The organism is Streptomyces huiliensis (genome assembly GCF_020037025.1).
GTDB lineage: Bacteria > Actinomycetota > Actinomycetes > Streptomycetales > Streptomycetaceae > Streptomyces > Streptomyces huiliensis.
Genome location: NZ_JAIQLH010000029.1, coordinates 65,183 through 80,749, shown reverse-complemented (window position 1 = coordinate 80,749; position 15,567 = coordinate 65,183). Strand labels below are relative to the sequence as shown.

The window sequence follows — 15,567 nt, the reverse complement described above, 5'->3', positions numbered from 1 at the left end:
CGCGAGCGCCCGGGCCGGTTGCGGCCGGGGCGCTCGCGCCGTCGTTACGGCAGGTTGCGCGCCATGACGATGCGCTGGACCTGGTTCGTGCCCTCGTAGATCTGCGTGATCTTCGCGTCGCGCATCATCCGCTCCAGCGGGTAGTCGCGCGTGTAGCCGTAGCCGCCGAGGAGCTGGACGGCGTCCGTGGTGATCTCCATGGCCGCGTCCGAGGCGAAGCACTTCGCCGCCGCGCCGTGGAAGGTGAGGTCGTCGTCGAGGCGCTCGGACTTGGCCGCCGCCGAGTAGGTCAGCTGGCGGGCCGCCTCCAGCTTCATGGCCATGTCGGCGAGCATGAACTGGACGCCCTGGAAGTCGCCGATCGGCTTGCCGAACTGCTTGCGCTCCTGGACGTAGCCCTTGGCGTAGTCGAGGGCGCCCTGGGCGATGCCGAGGGCCTGGGCCGCGATGGTGATGCGGGTGTGGTCCAGGGTCTTCATCGCCGTGGCGAAGCCCGTGCCCTCCTCGCCGATCATGCGGTCGGCGGGGATGCGGACGTTGTCGAGGTAGACCTCGCGGGTCGGCGAGCCCTTGATGCCGAGCTTCTTCTCCGGCGCGCCGAAGGAGACGCCCTCGTCCGACTTCTCGACGACGAACGCGGAGATGCCCTTGGAGCGCTTCTCCGGGTCGGTCACGGCCATGACCGTGTAGTACTCGCTGACGCCCGCGTTGGTGATCCAGCGCTTGACGCCGTTGAGGACCCAGAAGTCGCCGTCGCGCACGGCGCGCGTCTTCATGCCGGCCGCGTCCGAGCCGGCGTCCGGCTCGCTGAGGCAGTACGAGAACATCGCGTCGCCCTTGGCGAGCGGGCCCAGGTACTTCTTCTTCAGCTCCTCGGAGCCGGACAGGACGACCGGCAGCGAGCCGAGCTTGTTGACCGCCGGGATGAGGGAGGAGGAGGCGCAGACACGGGCCACCTCCTCGATGACGATCACCGTCGCGAGCGCGTCGGCGCCCGCGCCGCCGAACTCCTCGGGCACGTGCACCGCGTGCAGATCGGCCGCGGTCAGCGCGTCGCGCGCCTCCTGCGGAAAGCGACCCTCCTCGTCCACCGCCGCGGCGAACGGCGCGATCTTCGCCTCGGCGAGCGAGCGAACGACCTTGCGGAGCTCGTCGTGCTCCTCGGACGGCCGGTACAGGTCGAAGTCCTTGTTTCCCGCCAAGGCGAACTCCCCAGAGCGTTAACTACCGTTTAGTAACCATGATTCTAGGGGCGCGGGCCCGGACGGGGATACGTGAGCTTGCCGACAGCGCCGGATCACCGGGAATCTCCCCCGGACCGCCCCGGACTATGCTCGGGCCACGCAGTCAGCACGCCCGTACGTACCTGGAGCACGCATGGCCCCCAAGATCACGGTGATCGGCACCGGCTACCTCGGCGCCACCCACGCGGCGGCCATGGCCGAGCTCGGTTTCGAGGTGCTGGGCCTGGACGTGGTCCCGGAGAAGGTCGAGATGCTCGGGCGGGCCGAGGTGCCCATGTACGAGCCGGGGCTGGAGGAGCTGCTGCGCAAGCACGTCACGGGGCTGGAGGGGTCCAGCGGACGGCTGCGCTTCACCACCGACTGGGACGAGGTCGCCGAGTTCGGCGACGTCCACTTCGTCTGCGTGAACACCCCGCAGAAGCACGGCGAGTACGCCTGCGACATGTCCTACGTGGACGCCGCCATCGCCTCGCTCGCCCCGCGGCTGCGCCGGCCCGCGCTGGTCGTCGGCAAGTCCACCGTGCCCGTCGGCTCCGCCGCCCGGCTCGCCCGGAAGCTCGTCGAACTCGCCCCTGCCGGGGAGGAGGTGGAGCTCGCCTGGAACCCCGAGTTCCTGCGCGAGGGCTTCGCCGTCCAGGACACCCTGCACCCCGACCGCATCGTCGTCGGCGTCGAGGGCGAGCGCGCCGAGAAGGTGCTGCGCGAGGTGTACGCGACGCCGGTCGGCGAGGGCTCGCCGTTCGTCGTCACCGACTACCCGACCGCCGAGCTGGTGAAGACCGCCGCCAACTCCTTCCTCGCCACGAAGATCTCGTTCATCAACGCGATGGCCGAGGTGTGCGAGGCGGCCGACGGCGACGTGGCCAAGCTCGCCGAGGCCATAGGACACGACGAGCGGATCGGGAAGAAGTTCCTGCGCGCCGGCATCGGCTTCGGCGGAGGGTGCCTGCCCAAGGACATCCGGGCCTTCATGGCGCGGGCGGGGGAACTGGGTGCCGATCAGGCGCTCACTTTCCTGCGCGAGGTCGACTCCATCAACATGCGGCGGCGCGGGCACATGGTCGAGCTCGCCCGTGAGGCGGTGGGGGGTGGGTTCCTCGGGCGGCGGGTCGCCGTGCTCGGGGCCACTTTCAAGCCGGATTCGGACGACGTGCGGGATTCGCCTGCGCTCAATGTCGCCGGGCAGATCCATCTGCAGGGTGGTCAGGTGACCGTTTACGACCCCAAGGGGATGGAGAACGCTCGGCGGGTGTTTCCGACGCTCGCTTACGCGGACAGTGCGGCGGAGGCTTGTCGGGGGGCGCACGTGGTGTTGCACCTGACCGAGTGGGCCGAGTTCCGGAAGCTTGATCCTTCCGCCCTGCGGGAGGTTGTGGCCGCGCCGCAGATTCTGGATGGGCGCAACGCGTTGTCCGCTGACGTCTGGCGGGCCGCCGGGTGGTCGTTCCGGGCGATGGGTCGGCCGCGGGCTTAGCCCTTCGGGCGGGCGTGCCCCAGTCCCTCCCCTTCGCCGTTTCCTGGGGCTGCGCCCCAGACCCCCTTTCGCGGCTTCGCCGCTCGTCCTCAAATGCCGGACGGGCTGATATGGCCCGTCCGGCATTTGAGGACAACCGCGCGGAGCGCGGTTACCCGTCCAACTGACCGATCGTCGCGATCGAAGGCCCGCGGCGCGCGGCAACGGTCCGGGAAACCGCCTCCGCCTCCCGCAACACCCGCACCGCGTTCTTCCACGTCAGCTTCGCCAGGTCGTCCTCCGACCAACCCCGCCGCAGCAGCTCCGCGATCAGGTTCGGATACCCCGCGACATCCGACAGGTCCGACGGCGTGAAGGCCGTCCCGTCGAAGTCCCCGCCGATGCCGATGTGGTCGACCCCGGCGACCTCCCGCATGTGGTCCAAGTGGTCCGCGACCGTCGCCGCCGTCGCGACCGGGCGCGGATGCCCGGCCTCGAAGGCCTGGTGGACGGCCATCGCCTCGGGGGTGGTGTCGAGGTGGTGGAAGCCGTGGGCGCGCATGTTCTCGTCGGCCGCGCGGGTCCAGGCCACGGCCTCCGGGAGGACGAACTTGGGGACGAAGGTGACCATGGCGATGCCGCCGTTGGCCGCCAGGGAGGCCAGGACGTCGTCGGGGACGTTGCGCGGGTGGTCGCAGACCGCGCGGGCGGAGGAGTGGGAGAAGACGACCGGCGCCTCGCTGACGCGCAGGGCGTCGCGCATCGTGTCGGCGGAGACGTGGGAGAGGTCGACGAGCATGCCGAGGCGGTTCATCTCGCGCACGACCTCCTCGCCGAAGCGGGTGAGGCCGCCGGCGCGCGGTTCGTCGGTGGCGGAGTCGGCCCACGGGATGTTGTCGTTGTGGGTGAGGGTCATGTAGCGCACGCCCAGGGCGTACAGGGCGCGCAGGGTGGCGAGGGAGCAGTTGATGCTGTGTCCGCCCTCGGCGCCCATCAGGGAGGCGATGCGGCCCTCGGCGCGCGCGGCCTCCATGTCGTCGGCGGTGAAGGCGAGGCGCAGGTCCGCCGGGTGGCGGTCGGCCAGGCGGCGGACGACGTCGATCTGTTCGAGGGTGGCGCTCACCGCGTCGTCCCCGGCCATGTCGCTGCGCACGTAGACGGACCAGAACTGGGCGCCGACCCCGCCGGCGCGCAGCCGGGGGAGGTCGGTGTGGAGGCCGGCGGCGCTCTGGTCGGTGGCGATGTCGCGGCGGTCGAGGTCGTAGGAGACCTGTTCGCGCAGCGCCCAGGGGAGGTCGTTGTGGCCGTCGACGATCGGGTGGGCGGCCAGCAGTTCGCGCGCGCGGTCGAGCGGTTCCGTCACGTCCGTCCCCTTACTTTCCGAAGCCGAAGCCGGTGTCGCCCTGCGCCTTGGCGCGCAGACGGCGGCCCTTCTCCGTCGCCTGCTCGTTGAGCTCCTCCTGGAAGCGGGCCATCCGGGCGCGCAGTCCGTCGTCGTGCGCGGCGAGCATGCGCACGGCGAGCAGGCCCGCGTTGCGGGCGCCGCCGACGGAGACGGTGGCGACGGGGACGCCGGCCGGCATCTGGACGATGGACAGGAGGGAGTCCATGCCGTCCAGGTACTTCAGCGGGACCGGGACGCCGATCACCGGCAGGGTCGTCACCGAGGCCAGCATGCCGGGCAGGTGAGCCGCGCCGCCCGCGCCCGCGATGATCGCCTTGAGGCCGCGGTCGGCGGCCCGCTCCCCGTAGGACACCATCTCGCGGGGCATCCGGTGCGCGGAGACGACGTCGACCTCGTACGGGACCTCGAACTCGGCCAGGGCCTCGGCCGCGGCCTCCATGACGGGCCAGTCGGAGTCGGAGCCCATGACGATGCCGACGACCGGGGCGCCGGGGGAGCTGCTCATTCGGTGATCGTCCCTCGCAGGTATCCGGCGGCGTGGGCCGCGCGCTCGCGCACGTCGTCCAGGTCGTCGCCGTAGGTGTTGACGTGTCCGACCTTGCGGCCGGGCTTGACGTCCTTGCCGTACATATGGATCTTCAGGCCCGGGTCGCGTGCCATGCAATGGAGGTACGCGGAATACATGTCCGGATAATCGCCGCCCAGAACATTGGCCATGACCGTCCACCGGGCGCGCGGGCGCGGGTCGCCGAGCGGCAGGTCGAGAACGGCCCGGACGTGGTTGGCGAACTGCGAGGTGACCGCGCCGTCCTGGGTCCAGTGGCCGGAGTTGTGGGGCCGCATGGCCAGCTCGTTGACGAGGATCCGGCCGTCCCGGGTCTCGAACAGCTCGACGGCCAGGTGGCCGACGACGCCCAGCTCCTGGGCGACGCGCAGGGCGAGCTGCTGGGCCTCGGCCGAGAGCTCGGCGGAGAGGCCGGGCGCGGGGGCGATGACCGTGTCGCAGACGCCGTCGACCTGGATCGACTCCACGACCGGGTACGCGACGGCCTGGCCGTGCGGGGAACGGACGACGTTGGCCGCGAGCTCGCGGACGAAGTCGACCTTCTCCTCGGCGAGGACGGGCACCCCGGCACGGAAGGCGTCCGCCGCGCCGGCGGTGTCGCGGACCACCCACACGCCCTTGCCGTCGTAGCCGCCGCGCACGGTCTTGAGGACGACCGGCCAGCCGTCGCCCTCGGCGGCGAACCGCTCGACGTCGGCCGGATCGGCCACGATGCGGTGGCGGGGGCAGGGGACCTCGATCTCCGTGAGCTTCGCGCGCATCACACCCTTGTCCTGGGCGTGCACCAACGCGTCGGGCCCCGGGCGGACGGGGATGCCGTCCGCCTCCAGGGCCCGTAGGTGCTCGGTCGGAACGTGTTCGTGATCGAAGGTGATCACATCGCAGCCTTGTGCGAACGCACGAAGGGTGTCGAGGTCGCGGTAATCCCCCACCACCACCTCGTTCGCGACCTGCGCCGCCGAGTCCTGCGGAGTGTCACTGAGCAGCTTGAATCTGATGCCGAGGGGGATACCCGCCTCGTGGGTCATACGGGCGAGCTGACCGCCGCCGACCATGCCGACTACCGGGAACGTCACGCCAACAGGGTATCCGTACGCACGACCGGGTCGGGCCTCGGCTTGGACGATCATCCAATACGACCGGCCACGAGAGCGTGGCGGGCGGGGCGGCGGGCGTTCGTCCGGTATTCACCCGGCCCCCGGCCGGATCCGGCGGGCGCTCGCTAGCATGGGTAGTCGCCCCACGCCCTGACCGCCCATCCCACGGAGCCTGACGAAACCATGAGTCATCGGCGCGCAGTGCGTTCCCGGCTGGAGCGGCTGGTCCGCGAAATCGCCAAGTTCGGCGCCATCGGCGCCATCGGCTTCGTGGTCAACACCATCGTCTTCAACACGTGCAGGCACTCGGGGCTGGCCGTGGTCCGCTCGGGCGTGATCGCCACCTGTATCGCCATCGCCGCGAACTACGTCGGCAACCGGTACTGGACGTACCGCGACTGCGACAGGAGCCGCCGCAGCCGGGAGCTGACGCTGTTCCTGCTGTTCAGCGGAGTGGGCCTGGTGATCGAGAACGGGATCCTGGCGCTGTCGCACTACGGCTTCGGCTTCACCTCCACGGTGGCGGACAATATCGCCAAGAACGTGGTCGGGCTGGGCATCGGCACGGTCTTCCGGTTCTGGTCGTACCGGACGTGGGTGTTCAAGCGGCTGCCGGTGACGCAGGCGGCCGTCGAGACGGCTGAATCGTTTCTGGCGGCGACTCCAGGGGCTTCCGCGACTCCGGCCGCTCCGGAGGTGCCGCGGCAGCGGGCCCGGGCTTCGGCCACCCGCCACTGACGTACCCCGGCGGAGCGGCCGCCGGCTCAGGACGGGCGCTCCTCGCCGGCCCCCGGCCCCGCCTCCATGCTCAGGAACAGCGCGAACACCGGCGGGCTCTGCTGGAGCAGCTCCAGCCGGCCGCCGTCCGCCTCCGCGAGGTCCCGGGCTACGGCCAGCCCCAGACCCGTCGAGTTCCGGCCGCTGACCGTGCGCTCGAAGACCCGCGCGCCCAGGTCCGTCGGCACCCCCGGACCCTCGTCGGAGACCTCGACCACCGCCTGGTTGCCGGTGACCCGGGTGCGCAGGGCGACGGCTCCGTCGCCATGGGTCAGGGAGTTCTCGATCAGCGTCGCGATGACCTGCGAGACCGCGCCCGGCGTGCCCACCGCGCGCAGCCCCTGCTTGCCGGAACGCACCAGGGCCCGGCCGCCGGCCCGGATGGCGGGCCGCCACTCCTCCAGCTGCTGCTTGATCACTTCGTCGAGGTCGAAGGTGACGGCCGAGCCGGTCTTGGGATCGCGGGAGTTGGTCAGCAACCGCTGGACGACGTCGGTGAGCCGCTCGACCTGGGTGAGGGCGATCGTCGCCTCCTCCTTGACCGTGTCCGGGTCGTCGGTGAGCGTGATCTCCTCCAGCCGCATGGACAGCGCGGTCAGCGGGGTGCGCAGCTGGTGCGAGGCGTCGGCCGCCAGCCGCCGCTCGGCTGTGAGCATCCGGGCGATGCGTTCCGCGCTGCCGTCGAGCACGTCGGCGACCCGGTCCAGCTCGGGGACGCCGTAGCGGCGGTGGCGGGGGCGGGGGTCGCCGGAGCCGAGGCGCTCGGCGGTCTCGGCCAGGTCGGTGAGGGGCGCGGTGAGCCGGTTGGCCTGCCGGACGGCCAGGAAGACGGCGGCGACGACGGCCAGCAGGGCCACCGCCAGGATCACCAGCAGCGTCCGGCCGACCTCCTTGCTGACGGCCGAGCGCGACTCCTCCACCCGGACCCGCTCGCCGTGCTCGCCGGACTCCTCCGCGACGATCAGGCCGCCCTCGGGACGGGTGCCGACCTCGATGGGCTTGCGGCCGGGGATCTCCACCCGCGCGTACCGGTCCTCGGCGATCTGCTGCTGCAGCACGCCGGCCTCGACGCGCTCGCCGCCGGCCAGCCGGCCCTCGACGCTGCTCACCAGCCGCACCGCCTCGGACTGCACGCTCTCCTGCGCGCTGCTCTCGATGGTGCGGGTCTCGACGATGACGAGCGAGATCCCGAAGACCGCGATCACGACGAGGACGACGGCGAGCGTGGAGTTGATCAATCGGCGGCGCACGGCGGTTCTCCGGCTCGTCGTTCCGTTGTCCTGTCGCCCCGGTCCGGGGGCTCGTTCTTCTTGAGGTCCGGGGCCTCGCGGTCCGGGGGCTCGCTTTCCTCGCGGCCCTGGGGCTAGTTCTTCTCGGCCCTGGGGCTAGTTCTTCTCGGCCCTGGGGCTAGTTCTTCTCGAACCGGAAGCCGACGCCGCGCACGGTGGCGATGTAGCGCGGGTTGGCCGCGTCGTCCCCGAGCTTCTTGCGCAGCCAGGAGATGTGCATGTCGAGGGTCTTGGTCGACGACCACCAGGTGGTGTCCCAGACCTCGCGCATCAGCTGGTCGCGGGTGACGACCCGGCCCGCGTCCCGGACCAGCACCCGGAGCAGGTCGAACTCCTTGGCGGTGAGCTGCAGTTCCTCGTCGCCCATCCAGGCGCGGTGCGACTCGACGTCGATCCGCACGCCGTGCGTCGCCGTCCCCTGCTGCGGGGACTCGGCGGCGCCGCGCCGGAGCAGGGCCCGGACGCGGGCGAGCAGCTCGGCGAGGCGGAAGGGCTTGGTGACGTAGTCGTCGGCGCCGGCGTCCAGCCCGACGACGGTGTCGACCTCGTCGGCCCGGGCGGTGAGGACCAGCACCGGGAAGCCGTGGCCCTCGGTGCGCAGCCGCCGGCAGACCTCCAGCCCGTCCATGCCGGGCAACCCGAGATCGAGGACGAGCAGGTCGACGTCTCCCTTGATCCCCGCGGCGAGCGCTGTGGGACCGTCTTCGCGTACCTCCACCTCATACCCCTCACGGCGCAGGGCGCGTGCGAGCGGCTCCGAGATGGACGCGTCATCCTCGGCGAGCAGTACTCGGGTCATGCACGTGATGGTAGTCCGCTCGGGCGCACGTCAGAGCGCACTCCGGGTACCAGGAGCCGGGAGGGGGCCGAAGGGGATGACACATCGGAACCGCGATGAATGGTTCCGCCACCCATTGTGATCCATATCTCAACTCCTTCCATATGCGGGCGGGGTGTGACGTATGGTTACCGGAAGTCTGTACCAGCGTTGGGGACCTTCGGCTTGGCAGTGGCTAGCCGGAGGTCTCTTCCGTACGCGGGACTGATACGTCACTCTTATGTGAAACCTGAACGACCTGTCGGCCGGGTCCGCCGCGCGAAGGTGCGCGGGGGCGTGGATCCCGGAGTGAGGCCGCTCTGCCGGCTCCCCTGAGGGGGAGGCGAACCCCAAGGGCGTGGGGGCGAGCGATGCCGTAACCCGGTGCCGGCCAACCCCCATACGGGCGCGCAGCAGCTCCACGCGCGTCCTCGGAACCCAAGGATCGACCATGGCGTCCAGCCTGACGAAGGAGTCAACCGCGCGGGACAGCACCCCCGTCGCCGGCGGCAAGACCCTCTTCGGCCACCCCCTCGGCCTGGCCCCCCTCTTCCTGACGGAGATGTGGGAGCGCTTTTCCTACTACGGAATGCGCGCCCTCCTCGTCCTGTACCTGATCTCCGGTGGCCCGGACGCCAAGTCCGGCAGCCAGGGCGGCGGTCTGGCGATGCCGGAGTCCACGTCGCTGGCCATCTACTCGGTGTACGTGGCGATGGTGTACCTGCTGGCCATGCCCGGCGGCTGGTTCGGCGACCGCGTCTGGGGCCCGCGCAAGACGGTGGCCATCGCGGCCGGCGTGATCATGTGCGGTCACCTGCTGCTCGCGCTGCCCGGGAAGCCCACCTTCTTCGCCGGTCTGGCCCTGGTGGCGATCGGCTCGGGTCTGCTGAAGTCCAACATCTCGACGATGGTCGGCCACCTGTACAACGGCCCCAAGGACCCGCGTCGCGACGGCGGCTTCACGCTCTTCTACATCGGCATCAACCTCGGTGGCCTCGGCGCGCCGCTGGTGATCGGCACGGTCGGCCAGCAGGTCAGCTGGCACCTGGGCTTCACCCTCGCCGCGATCGGCATGGGCCTCGGCCTGGTGGCGTTCCTCATCGGCACCCGCTGGCTGGACCCGAAGAGCGCCGAGGTCCCGATGCCGCTGACGGCGGCCGAGCGGAACTCCTGGCTGCTCAAGGGCCTGATCTGGCTGGTCATCGCCGGCATCTTCTACGGCGTCGTGGTCGGCACCGGTCACTTCACGATCAACTGGGCCCTCGTTCCGATCGCCCTGATCGGCCTGATCATCCCGATCTTCGTCCTGGCCCGCATCAAGCGGGACAAGGAGCTGACGTCGGAGGAGCAGACCAAGGTCAGCGGCTACATCTGGTTCTTCGTCGCCGCCGCCGTGTTCTGGGGCATCTTCGACCAGGCCGGTTCGACGATGTCGACCTTCGCCGAGAAGAAGACCACGGACAACGTCTTCGGCGTCCACTTCCCGTCCACCTGGTTCCAGTCGGTCAACTCCGCGTGGGTCCTGGTCCTCGCCCCGATCTTCGCGGCGATGTGGGTGGCCATGGCGCGCCGCAAGCGCGAGCCCAGCTCCACGGTGAAGTTCTCCGCGGCGATGCTGCTGGCCGGCGCCTCCTTCGTGCTGTTCGCCATCCCCATGAAGATGGCGACGGGCGGCTCGACCGTCAGCCCCATGTGGCTGATCACCATCTACATGCTGCAGACCCTGGGTGAACTCTGCCTGTCCCCCGTGGGTCTGTCGCTGACCACGAAGATGGCGCCCAAGAAGTACGCCAGCCAGATGATGGGTGTCTGGTTCCTCGCGGTGACCGCGGGTGACTGCATCATGACCCTGATGGCGACGGCGGGCGTGGACCTCAACGGCTTCGGCGTGATCCTCGGCGAGGCCGCGGTCGCTGCCCTGGCGGGTGTCGCGGTCTGGATGTCCCGGAAGAAGATCGAGGCCCTCATGGGTGACGTGCGCTGACCCGCACCGCCCACTGAGCCTTTCGCTCCCCTCACAGTGCCCCCGGCGCGATGACGCGCCGGGGGCATTCGTGTGCGCGGGGAGGGCGCGCGGAGGGCGCTGGGCGCGGCGTGGGGCTTCCGTGCGGGGGCTGTGGGGTTACGGGGGCTGGTGTGCCTGTACGGCGCTGGTACGCCCGTGGGGCGCTCGTACGCCCGTATAGGCGCTGGTACGCCTCTGCGGCCGGCACGACCCCGACCTGGCCCCTCCAAGGGCCCGGCGCGCCGGGACGGCCCTTCCGGGCACACCAAAGCGGCCACCGGCGGAAGCGGCGGTGGCCGTGCGAGGGAGGGGGACGGAGGCGTGCGGGGCGGGGCGGCACGCCGGGTGTGCGTCCGCCTACGAAGGGGCGGCCAGTTCGGCCCAGACCGTCTTGCCGGCGCCGTCATCGCTCCGGACGACGCCCCAGTCCAGGCAGAGCCGCTGGACGATGAACATGCCGTGCCCACCGGGACGACCCGCGCGGTGCGGGGTCCGGGGCACCGGCTCCCCGTTGCCGAGGTCGGAGACCTCCAGCCGCAGCACCTTCGTCCCGCGGCTGACGAGCAGCTCGGCGGGGCCGCCCGCGTGCAGGCAGGCGTTGGTGACGAGCTCCGAGACGACCAGCAGGACGTCCTCGGCGGCGGCCCGGTGGTCGGCGTTGGCCGCGGGCAGCCAGCCCCAGTCCCGGAGCGCCTGGCGGGTGAAGTCACGGGACAGGGGCACGGCGCCGCTGACCCCGACGAGGTGGAGCCTGCGGGCCGGTCCGCCCGGTGGCGCCGCTTCGGCGGGCTCGGCCGCGGCTGAGCCGTGCGCCTCCGGGCCGGGGTCGCCCGGCGCCGGCGGGTACGGCCGGGTGGTGCTCATCAGCGCTTCACCTCACCGATTCACCGATTGAGAAAGAGGGACTCTGTCGTCGCGTACACAGCCGTCGCGACGGTCTGCGCGTACAAAGCGGTCAGCCTGCTCCTGCCCGGACGCACGCGGTGAACACCTACGGCACCGTTCCGGGGATCCGTACAACGCACCGTCGCCCGCCCGTCACTCGGCGAGAGCCGCGTCGAGGCTGCTGTGCACCGCGAACACCGCGCCGGCGCCCGTGATCTCGAACACCCGGGCCACCACCGGCCGCATCGCCGCGAGATGGACGGAGCCGCCCGCGGCCTCGGCCTTCAGCCGGGCGCCGAGCAGCACGTTGAGGCCGGTGGAGTCGCAGAACTCCAGCCCCGAGCAGTCGACGACGATGCGCGCGCCGACCTCCTCGGCACAACTCTCCAGCGGTTCGCGGAGCAGATCGGCCGTATGGTGATCGAGCTCACCCTCCGGTTTCACGACCGCGCTCGCACCGTGCCGCCGGACCTCCACCCGTAGCCGGGCCCCGCTCACGACTCCGACACCTTTTTCCTGGTATCTCCGCATGCCATCGCGCATCCCTTCATGGTGTGCCCGTGCCCTGCCTGCCCGCTCAGGACAGCGGAAACCCTACGCGTTCCCTACGCCTGCGGAAAGTCGAACAACCGTCATTCACCGCCAAATACGGACATTCGGGACTTGCCAAGCATAGGTAAAGACCGGTACGGCTAGAGGAAGACAGCACCCACCCACGGACGGCCCGGAGGCGCCGCAAACCGCAGCACGAGCTCATGGCACCGGCGGCCATATGCCGAGAACGATGGAGGAGACCATGTCACCCCGGCTCGACGAACCGCGTTCCCCCCTTTCCCCGGAGGCAATCCTGCCGCACTCCGAGGACATCGTCACCGTCCCGCGCGGGACGGCGGAGACCGCGTCGTCGGCAATCCCGCCCCTTCCGGAGATCCCCCCGTACGACGAGGTGGAACCGGTGGACGCGCGGGCCCTGTCCAAGACCCTCTTCGCCCGCCTCGAATCGCTCGAGGAGGGCACGCACGAGTACGCGTACGTGCGCAACACCCTGGTCGAACTCAACCTGGCCCTCGTCAGGTTCGCCGCCTCCCGGTTCCGCACCCGCAGTGAACCGATGGAGGACATCGTCCAGGTCGGCACCATCGGCCTGATCAAGGCCATCGACCGCTTCGAGCTCAGCCGGGGCGTCGAGTTCCCGACCTTCGCCATGCCGACCATCATCGGCGAGATCAAGCGTTTCTTCCGCGACACCAGCTGGTCCGTGCGCGTCCCGCGCCGGCTCCAGGAGCTCCGGCTCACCCTCGCCAAGGCCGGCGACGAACTCGCCCAGCGCCTCGACCGCTCCCCCACGGTCGCCGAGCTCGCCCAGCACCTGGGCATCTCCGAGGACGAGGTCGTCGAGGGCATGGGCGCGAGCAACGCGTACACCGCGAGCTCGCTCGACGCGCCCGCGGAGGACGACGACAACGAGGGGACCCTCGCGGCCCGGATCGGCTACGAGGACCACGACCTCGAAGGCGTCGAGTACGTCGAGTCGCTGAAGCCCCTGATCGCCGAACTGCCGCCGCGCGACCGGAAGATCCTGTCCCTGCGGTTCGTCGGGAACATGACCCAGTCGGAGATCGGCGAGGAGCTCGGCATCTCGCAGATGCACGTGTCCCGGCTGCTCTCCCGGACGCTCGTGCGGCTGCGGCGCGGGCTGCTGGTCGACGAGTAGCACGACCGGCGGGCCGATGCCGGTCCGCCGCCTCCGGGTGTGGCGGTGCGCCGCGCGGGATCTTCCGCGCGGCGCACCGTCGTCTCCCGGGTCTTGAGGCCGCGTCAATCGGGGCGTGGGACCGCGTCAATCGGGGCGTGGGGCCGCGTCAGTTCGCTTCTGGCCCTGACGCCGGGTCGGCCAGCGCCAGGGCGACCGCCGCCTCCGCGTGCAGCCGGGCCGTCGGGAAGACCGGGACCGCGCTGTCCTCGGCGCCGACGAGGATCTCGATCTCGGTGCAGCCGAGGATGACGCCCTCCGCGCCGCGCGCGACGAGGTCGCGGATGACGGCCCGGTACGCCTCGCGGGACTCCTCCCGGACGATGCCGGCGCACAGCTCCTCGTAGATCACCCGGTGCACGGTGGCGCGGCCGTCCGCGTCCGGGACCAGGACCTCCAGGCCGCCCGCCGCCAGCCGGTCGCGGTAGAAGTCCTGCTCCATGGTGAAGGCGGTGCCGAGCAGGCCGACGCGGCGCGCGCCGGCGGCGCGGACGGCCTCGGCGGTGGCGTCCGCGATGTGCAGCAGCGGGACGTCCGTGGCGGCCGTGATCCGGTCCGCGACCTTGTGCATGGTGTTGGTGCAGATGAGCAGGAACTCCGCGCCCGCCGCCGTCAGGGACTTCGCGGCGGCGGCCAGGATGTCGCCGGCCTCGTCCCAGCGGCCCTGCTCCTGGAGCCGCTCGATCTCCGCGAAGTCCACCGAGTACAGCACGCACTTGGCCGAGTGCAGGCCCCCGAGCCGCTCCCGCGTGCGCTCGTTCAGCAGCCGGTAGTACTCGGCGGTGGACTCCCAGCTCATGCCACCCAGCAACCCGATCGTCTTCATCCCGTCACTTAAGCCCCGCAGGCCACTTCAGGCAACCGAGTTGTGATGTGACAGTGGCTGTAACGGGGGTTCCGCGAGAAACGTGGGGGTGGTGTGATGACGGCGATGATCCACACTCGATCCCTCGCATTCGGCCGTTTCACTTGGGAGAAGAGACGCATGAACCGTTCCGGCACCTCCGGGGCTCCGTTAGGCCGCCGATCCCTCCTCCGCGCCTCCGCCGGGGCCGTGGGAGCCGCCCTGACCGTGGGAGCGACGGGGGCCGTGGGTCCGATGGCGCGCGCCGCGACGCCCGCGCCCCGTACGGCGTCCACGGACCCCGTACCGCTTCCCGCCCCCTCCGGCCCCTGCCCGGTCGGCACCACCCGGCTGCACCTCGTGGACACCCGCCGTACGGACCCCTACGCGCCCACGCGGACGCCGCGCGAGCTCATGGTGCAGGTCTGGTACGCCGCGGGCACCGACTCCGGGCGGACGACCGCCCCCTACCTCACCGGCGGCCTCCTGCCGCTGGTGGAGCAGCGCTTCACCCTGCCGACCGGCTCGTTCTCCCGGGTGCGCACCCAGTCCCGCGCCGGCGCGCCCGTGAGCCGCGCCCTCCGGGACGCGCCCCTGGTGTTCTACAGCCCGGGCCGCCAGGACCCGGCCGCGACGGGTACCGCGTTCGCCCAAGAGCTGGCCTCCCAGGGCTATGTGGTGGTGGGCGTCAACCACACCTACGACGGCCCGACCGAGTTCCCCGACGGCCGCGTCGTCCCCGGCAACCCGCCGACGAGCGACCCCGAGCAGCTGCGGCGGTACTCCGACGTCCGGGCGGCGGACCTGCGCTTCGTCCTGGACGTGCTGAGCGGCGAGCGCGGGCCGAGCCCGGCGCCCGCGGTCAGCGCCGCCGTGGACTTCGACCGGGTCGGCGCGTTCGGGCACTCGCTGGGCGGCTCGGCCTCCGCCGAGGCGCTGCGCACGGACGCCCGGTTCTCGGCCGGGATCGTGCTCGACGGCAGGCTGCAGACGGACGCCGTCCGCACCGGTCTGACGCAGCCGTTCATGCTGTTCACCGAGGACTCAACGGACGCCGGCTGGGACGCGTTCATGGCCGCCCACCGGGCGTGGGGCCGCAAGGTGAACCTGCTCGGCACCCGGCACTACAGCTTCACCGACCTCGCGCCGCTGGGCGTCGGCCTGGAGCTGGCGAAGTCCTGGCCGCCGGAGCAGTTCCAGCGGTTCTTCGGCAGCCTGGACGGGCGCCGCTCGCAGGCGGTGACCAGCCGCTACGTGGCGGCCTTCTTCGGGCTGCACCTGCGCGGCCGGCCCGCGCCGGAGCTGGACGCGCCGGGCGCGGACCTGCCCGAGGTGCGGATCGCCTGGCGGCGGGAGGCGGCGGGCTGAGCGTCTCGGCCGGCTTGGCGGCCGGCTGACCTGGCGGACGTCCGGACCGTGGGCCACCCGGACCG

General features: G+C 71.3%; 14 protein-coding genes. 5 read left to right on the top strand and 9 right to left on the bottom strand.

The genetic code is table 11. The features are described 5' to 3' along the window. Positions 1–44 precede the first annotated feature (44 nt). Positions 45–1,202, bottom strand: a complete 1,158-nt coding sequence (locus JNW98_RS06860) for an acyl-CoA dehydrogenase family protein (protein ID WP_223767178.1) — start codon at positions 1,200–1,202, stop codon at positions 45–47. 175 nt (positions 1,203–1,377) lie between these two features. On the opposite strand from JNW98_RS06860, the gene JNW98_RS06855 reads away from it, so the two are divergent. Continuing rightward, on the top strand, positions 1,378–2,718 hold the full coding sequence (locus JNW98_RS06855) for a UDP-glucose dehydrogenase family protein (protein ID WP_223767177.1): 1,341 nt from the start codon (positions 1,378–1,380) through the stop codon (positions 2,716–2,718). Positions 2,719–2,869: 151 nt separating this feature from the next. On the opposite strand, the gene JNW98_RS06850 is transcribed toward JNW98_RS06855, so the two are convergent. From JNW98_RS06850 to JNW98_RS06840, 3 genes are read right to left on the bottom strand one after another with little or no spacing between them, the layout of a single operon-like run. Beyond that, positions 2,870–4,060 (bottom strand): dipeptidase, encoded by a 1,191-nt coding sequence (locus tag JNW98_RS06850; protein WP_223767176.1) that lies wholly within the window; start codon positions 4,058–4,060, stop codon positions 2,870–2,872. Positions 4,061–4,070: 10 nt separating this feature from the next. Next, positions 4,071–4,607: a 5-(carboxyamino)imidazole ribonucleotide mutase gene (purE, locus tag JNW98_RS06845; protein WP_223767175.1), complete on the bottom strand. Its 537-nt coding sequence runs from the start codon at positions 4,605–4,607 to the stop codon at positions 4,071–4,073. Further along, positions 4,604–5,797 (bottom strand): 5-(carboxyamino)imidazole ribonucleotide synthase, encoded by a 1,194-nt coding sequence (locus tag JNW98_RS06840; protein ID WP_223767174.1) that lies wholly within the window; start codon positions 5,795–5,797, stop codon positions 4,604–4,606. The genes purE and JNW98_RS06840 overlap by 4 nt, the downstream gene beginning before the upstream one ends. A gap of 150 nt (positions 5,798–5,947) precedes the next feature. On the opposite strand from JNW98_RS06840, the gene JNW98_RS06835 reads away from it, so the two are divergent. Then, on the top strand, positions 5,948–6,502 hold the full coding sequence (locus JNW98_RS06835) for a GtrA family protein (RefSeq protein ID WP_223767173.1): 555 nt from the start codon (positions 5,948–5,950) through the stop codon (positions 6,500–6,502). A 26-nt stretch (positions 6,503–6,528) separates the two neighbouring features. Here the strand turns inward: JNW98_RS06835 and JNW98_RS06830 are convergent, their stop codons facing one another. Continuing rightward, positions 6,529–7,791: a sensor histidine kinase gene (locus JNW98_RS06830; RefSeq protein WP_223767172.1), complete on the bottom strand. Its 1,263-nt coding sequence runs from the start codon at positions 7,789–7,791 to the stop codon at positions 6,529–6,531. A 157-nt stretch (positions 7,792–7,948) separates the two neighbouring features. Beyond that, positions 7,949–8,629 (bottom strand): response regulator transcription factor, encoded by a 681-nt coding sequence (locus JNW98_RS06825; protein WP_004952297.1) that lies wholly within the window; start codon positions 8,627–8,629, stop codon positions 7,949–7,951. A 469-nt stretch (positions 8,630–9,098) separates the two neighbouring features. Between JNW98_RS06825 and JNW98_RS06820 the strand changes: the two genes are divergently transcribed. Continuing rightward, a complete protein-coding gene (locus JNW98_RS06820) occupies positions 9,099–10,631 on the top strand; it encodes a peptide MFS transporter (protein WP_223767171.1) in 1,533 nt (510 codons plus the stop codon). 378 nt (positions 10,632–11,009) lie between these two features. Here JNW98_RS06820 and JNW98_RS06815 read toward each other — a convergent pair whose 3' ends face one another. Together JNW98_RS06815 and JNW98_RS06810 are read right to left on the bottom strand one after the other, a co-directional pair. Then, entirely contained in the window at positions 11,010–11,516 is a 507-nt protein-coding gene (locus JNW98_RS06815) for an ATP-binding protein (RefSeq protein WP_223767170.1), read from the bottom strand. 174 nt (positions 11,517–11,690) lie between these two features. Continuing rightward, positions 11,691–12,080 carry an STAS domain-containing protein gene (locus tag JNW98_RS06810; protein ID WP_223767169.1) on the bottom strand — a complete coding sequence of 130 codons (390 nt, stop codon included), beginning with the start codon at positions 12,078–12,080 and terminating at the stop codon, positions 11,691–11,693. Positions 12,081–12,333: 253 nt separating this feature from the next. On the opposite strand from JNW98_RS06810, the gene JNW98_RS06805 reads away from it, so the two are divergent. Continuing rightward, on the top strand, positions 12,334–13,251 hold the full coding sequence (locus tag JNW98_RS06805) for an RNA polymerase sigma factor SigF (protein ID WP_372459181.1): 918 nt from the start codon (positions 12,334–12,336) through the stop codon (positions 13,249–13,251). A 148-nt stretch (positions 13,252–13,399) separates the two neighbouring features. On the opposite strand, the gene JNW98_RS06800 is transcribed toward JNW98_RS06805, so the two are convergent. Beyond that, positions 13,400–14,116, bottom strand: coding sequence for an aspartate/glutamate racemase family protein (locus JNW98_RS06800; protein ID WP_223767167.1), 717 nt, complete (start codon positions 14,114–14,116; stop codon positions 13,400–13,402). 273 nt (positions 14,117–14,389) lie between these two features. On the opposite strand from JNW98_RS06800, the gene JNW98_RS06795 reads away from it, so the two are divergent. Next, positions 14,390–15,502, top strand: coding sequence for an alpha/beta hydrolase family protein (locus tag JNW98_RS06795; RefSeq protein WP_223767166.1), 1,113 nt, complete (start codon positions 14,390–14,392; stop codon positions 15,500–15,502). Positions 15,503–15,567 lie beyond the last annotated feature (65 nt).

Coding starts and splice junctions, on each gene's coding strand:
- JNW98_RS06855 (WP_223767177.1), top strand. CDS start 1,378: ATGGCCCCCAAGATCACGGTGATCGGCACCGGCTACCTCGGCGCCACC.
- purE (WP_223767175.1), bottom strand. CDS start 4,607: ATGAGCAGCTCCCCCGGCGCCCCGGTCGTCGGCATCGTCATGGGCTCC.
- JNW98_RS06840 (WP_223767174.1), bottom strand. CDS start 5,797: ATGATCGTCCAAGCCGAGGCCCGACCCGGTCGTGCGTACGGATACCCT.
- JNW98_RS06835 (WP_223767173.1), top strand. CDS start 5,948: ATGAGTCATCGGCGCGCAGTGCGTTCCCGGCTGGAGCGGCTGGTCCGC.
- JNW98_RS06825 (WP_004952297.1), bottom strand. CDS start 8,629: ATGACCCGAGTACTGCTCGCCGAGGATGACGCGTCCATCTCGGAGCCG.
- JNW98_RS06820 (WP_223767171.1), top strand. CDS start 9,099: ATGGCGTCCAGCCTGACGAAGGAGTCAACCGCGCGGGACAGCACCCCC.
- JNW98_RS06815 (WP_223767170.1), bottom strand. CDS start 11,516: ATGAGCACCACCCGGCCGTACCCGCCGGCGCCGGGCGACCCCGGCCCG.
- JNW98_RS06810 (WP_223767169.1), bottom strand. CDS start 12,080: ATGCGCGATGGCATGCGGAGATACCAGGAAAAAGGTGTCGGAGTCGTG.
- JNW98_RS06805 (WP_372459181.1), top strand. CDS start 12,334: ATGTCACCCCGGCTCGACGAACCGCGTTCCCCCCTTTCCCCGGAGGCA.
- JNW98_RS06800 (WP_223767167.1), bottom strand. CDS start 14,116: ATGAAGACGATCGGGTTGCTGGGTGGCATGAGCTGGGAGTCCACCGCC.
- JNW98_RS06795 (WP_223767166.1), top strand. CDS start 14,390: ATGGCGCGCGCCGCGACGCCCGCGCCCCGTACGGCGTCCACGGACCCC.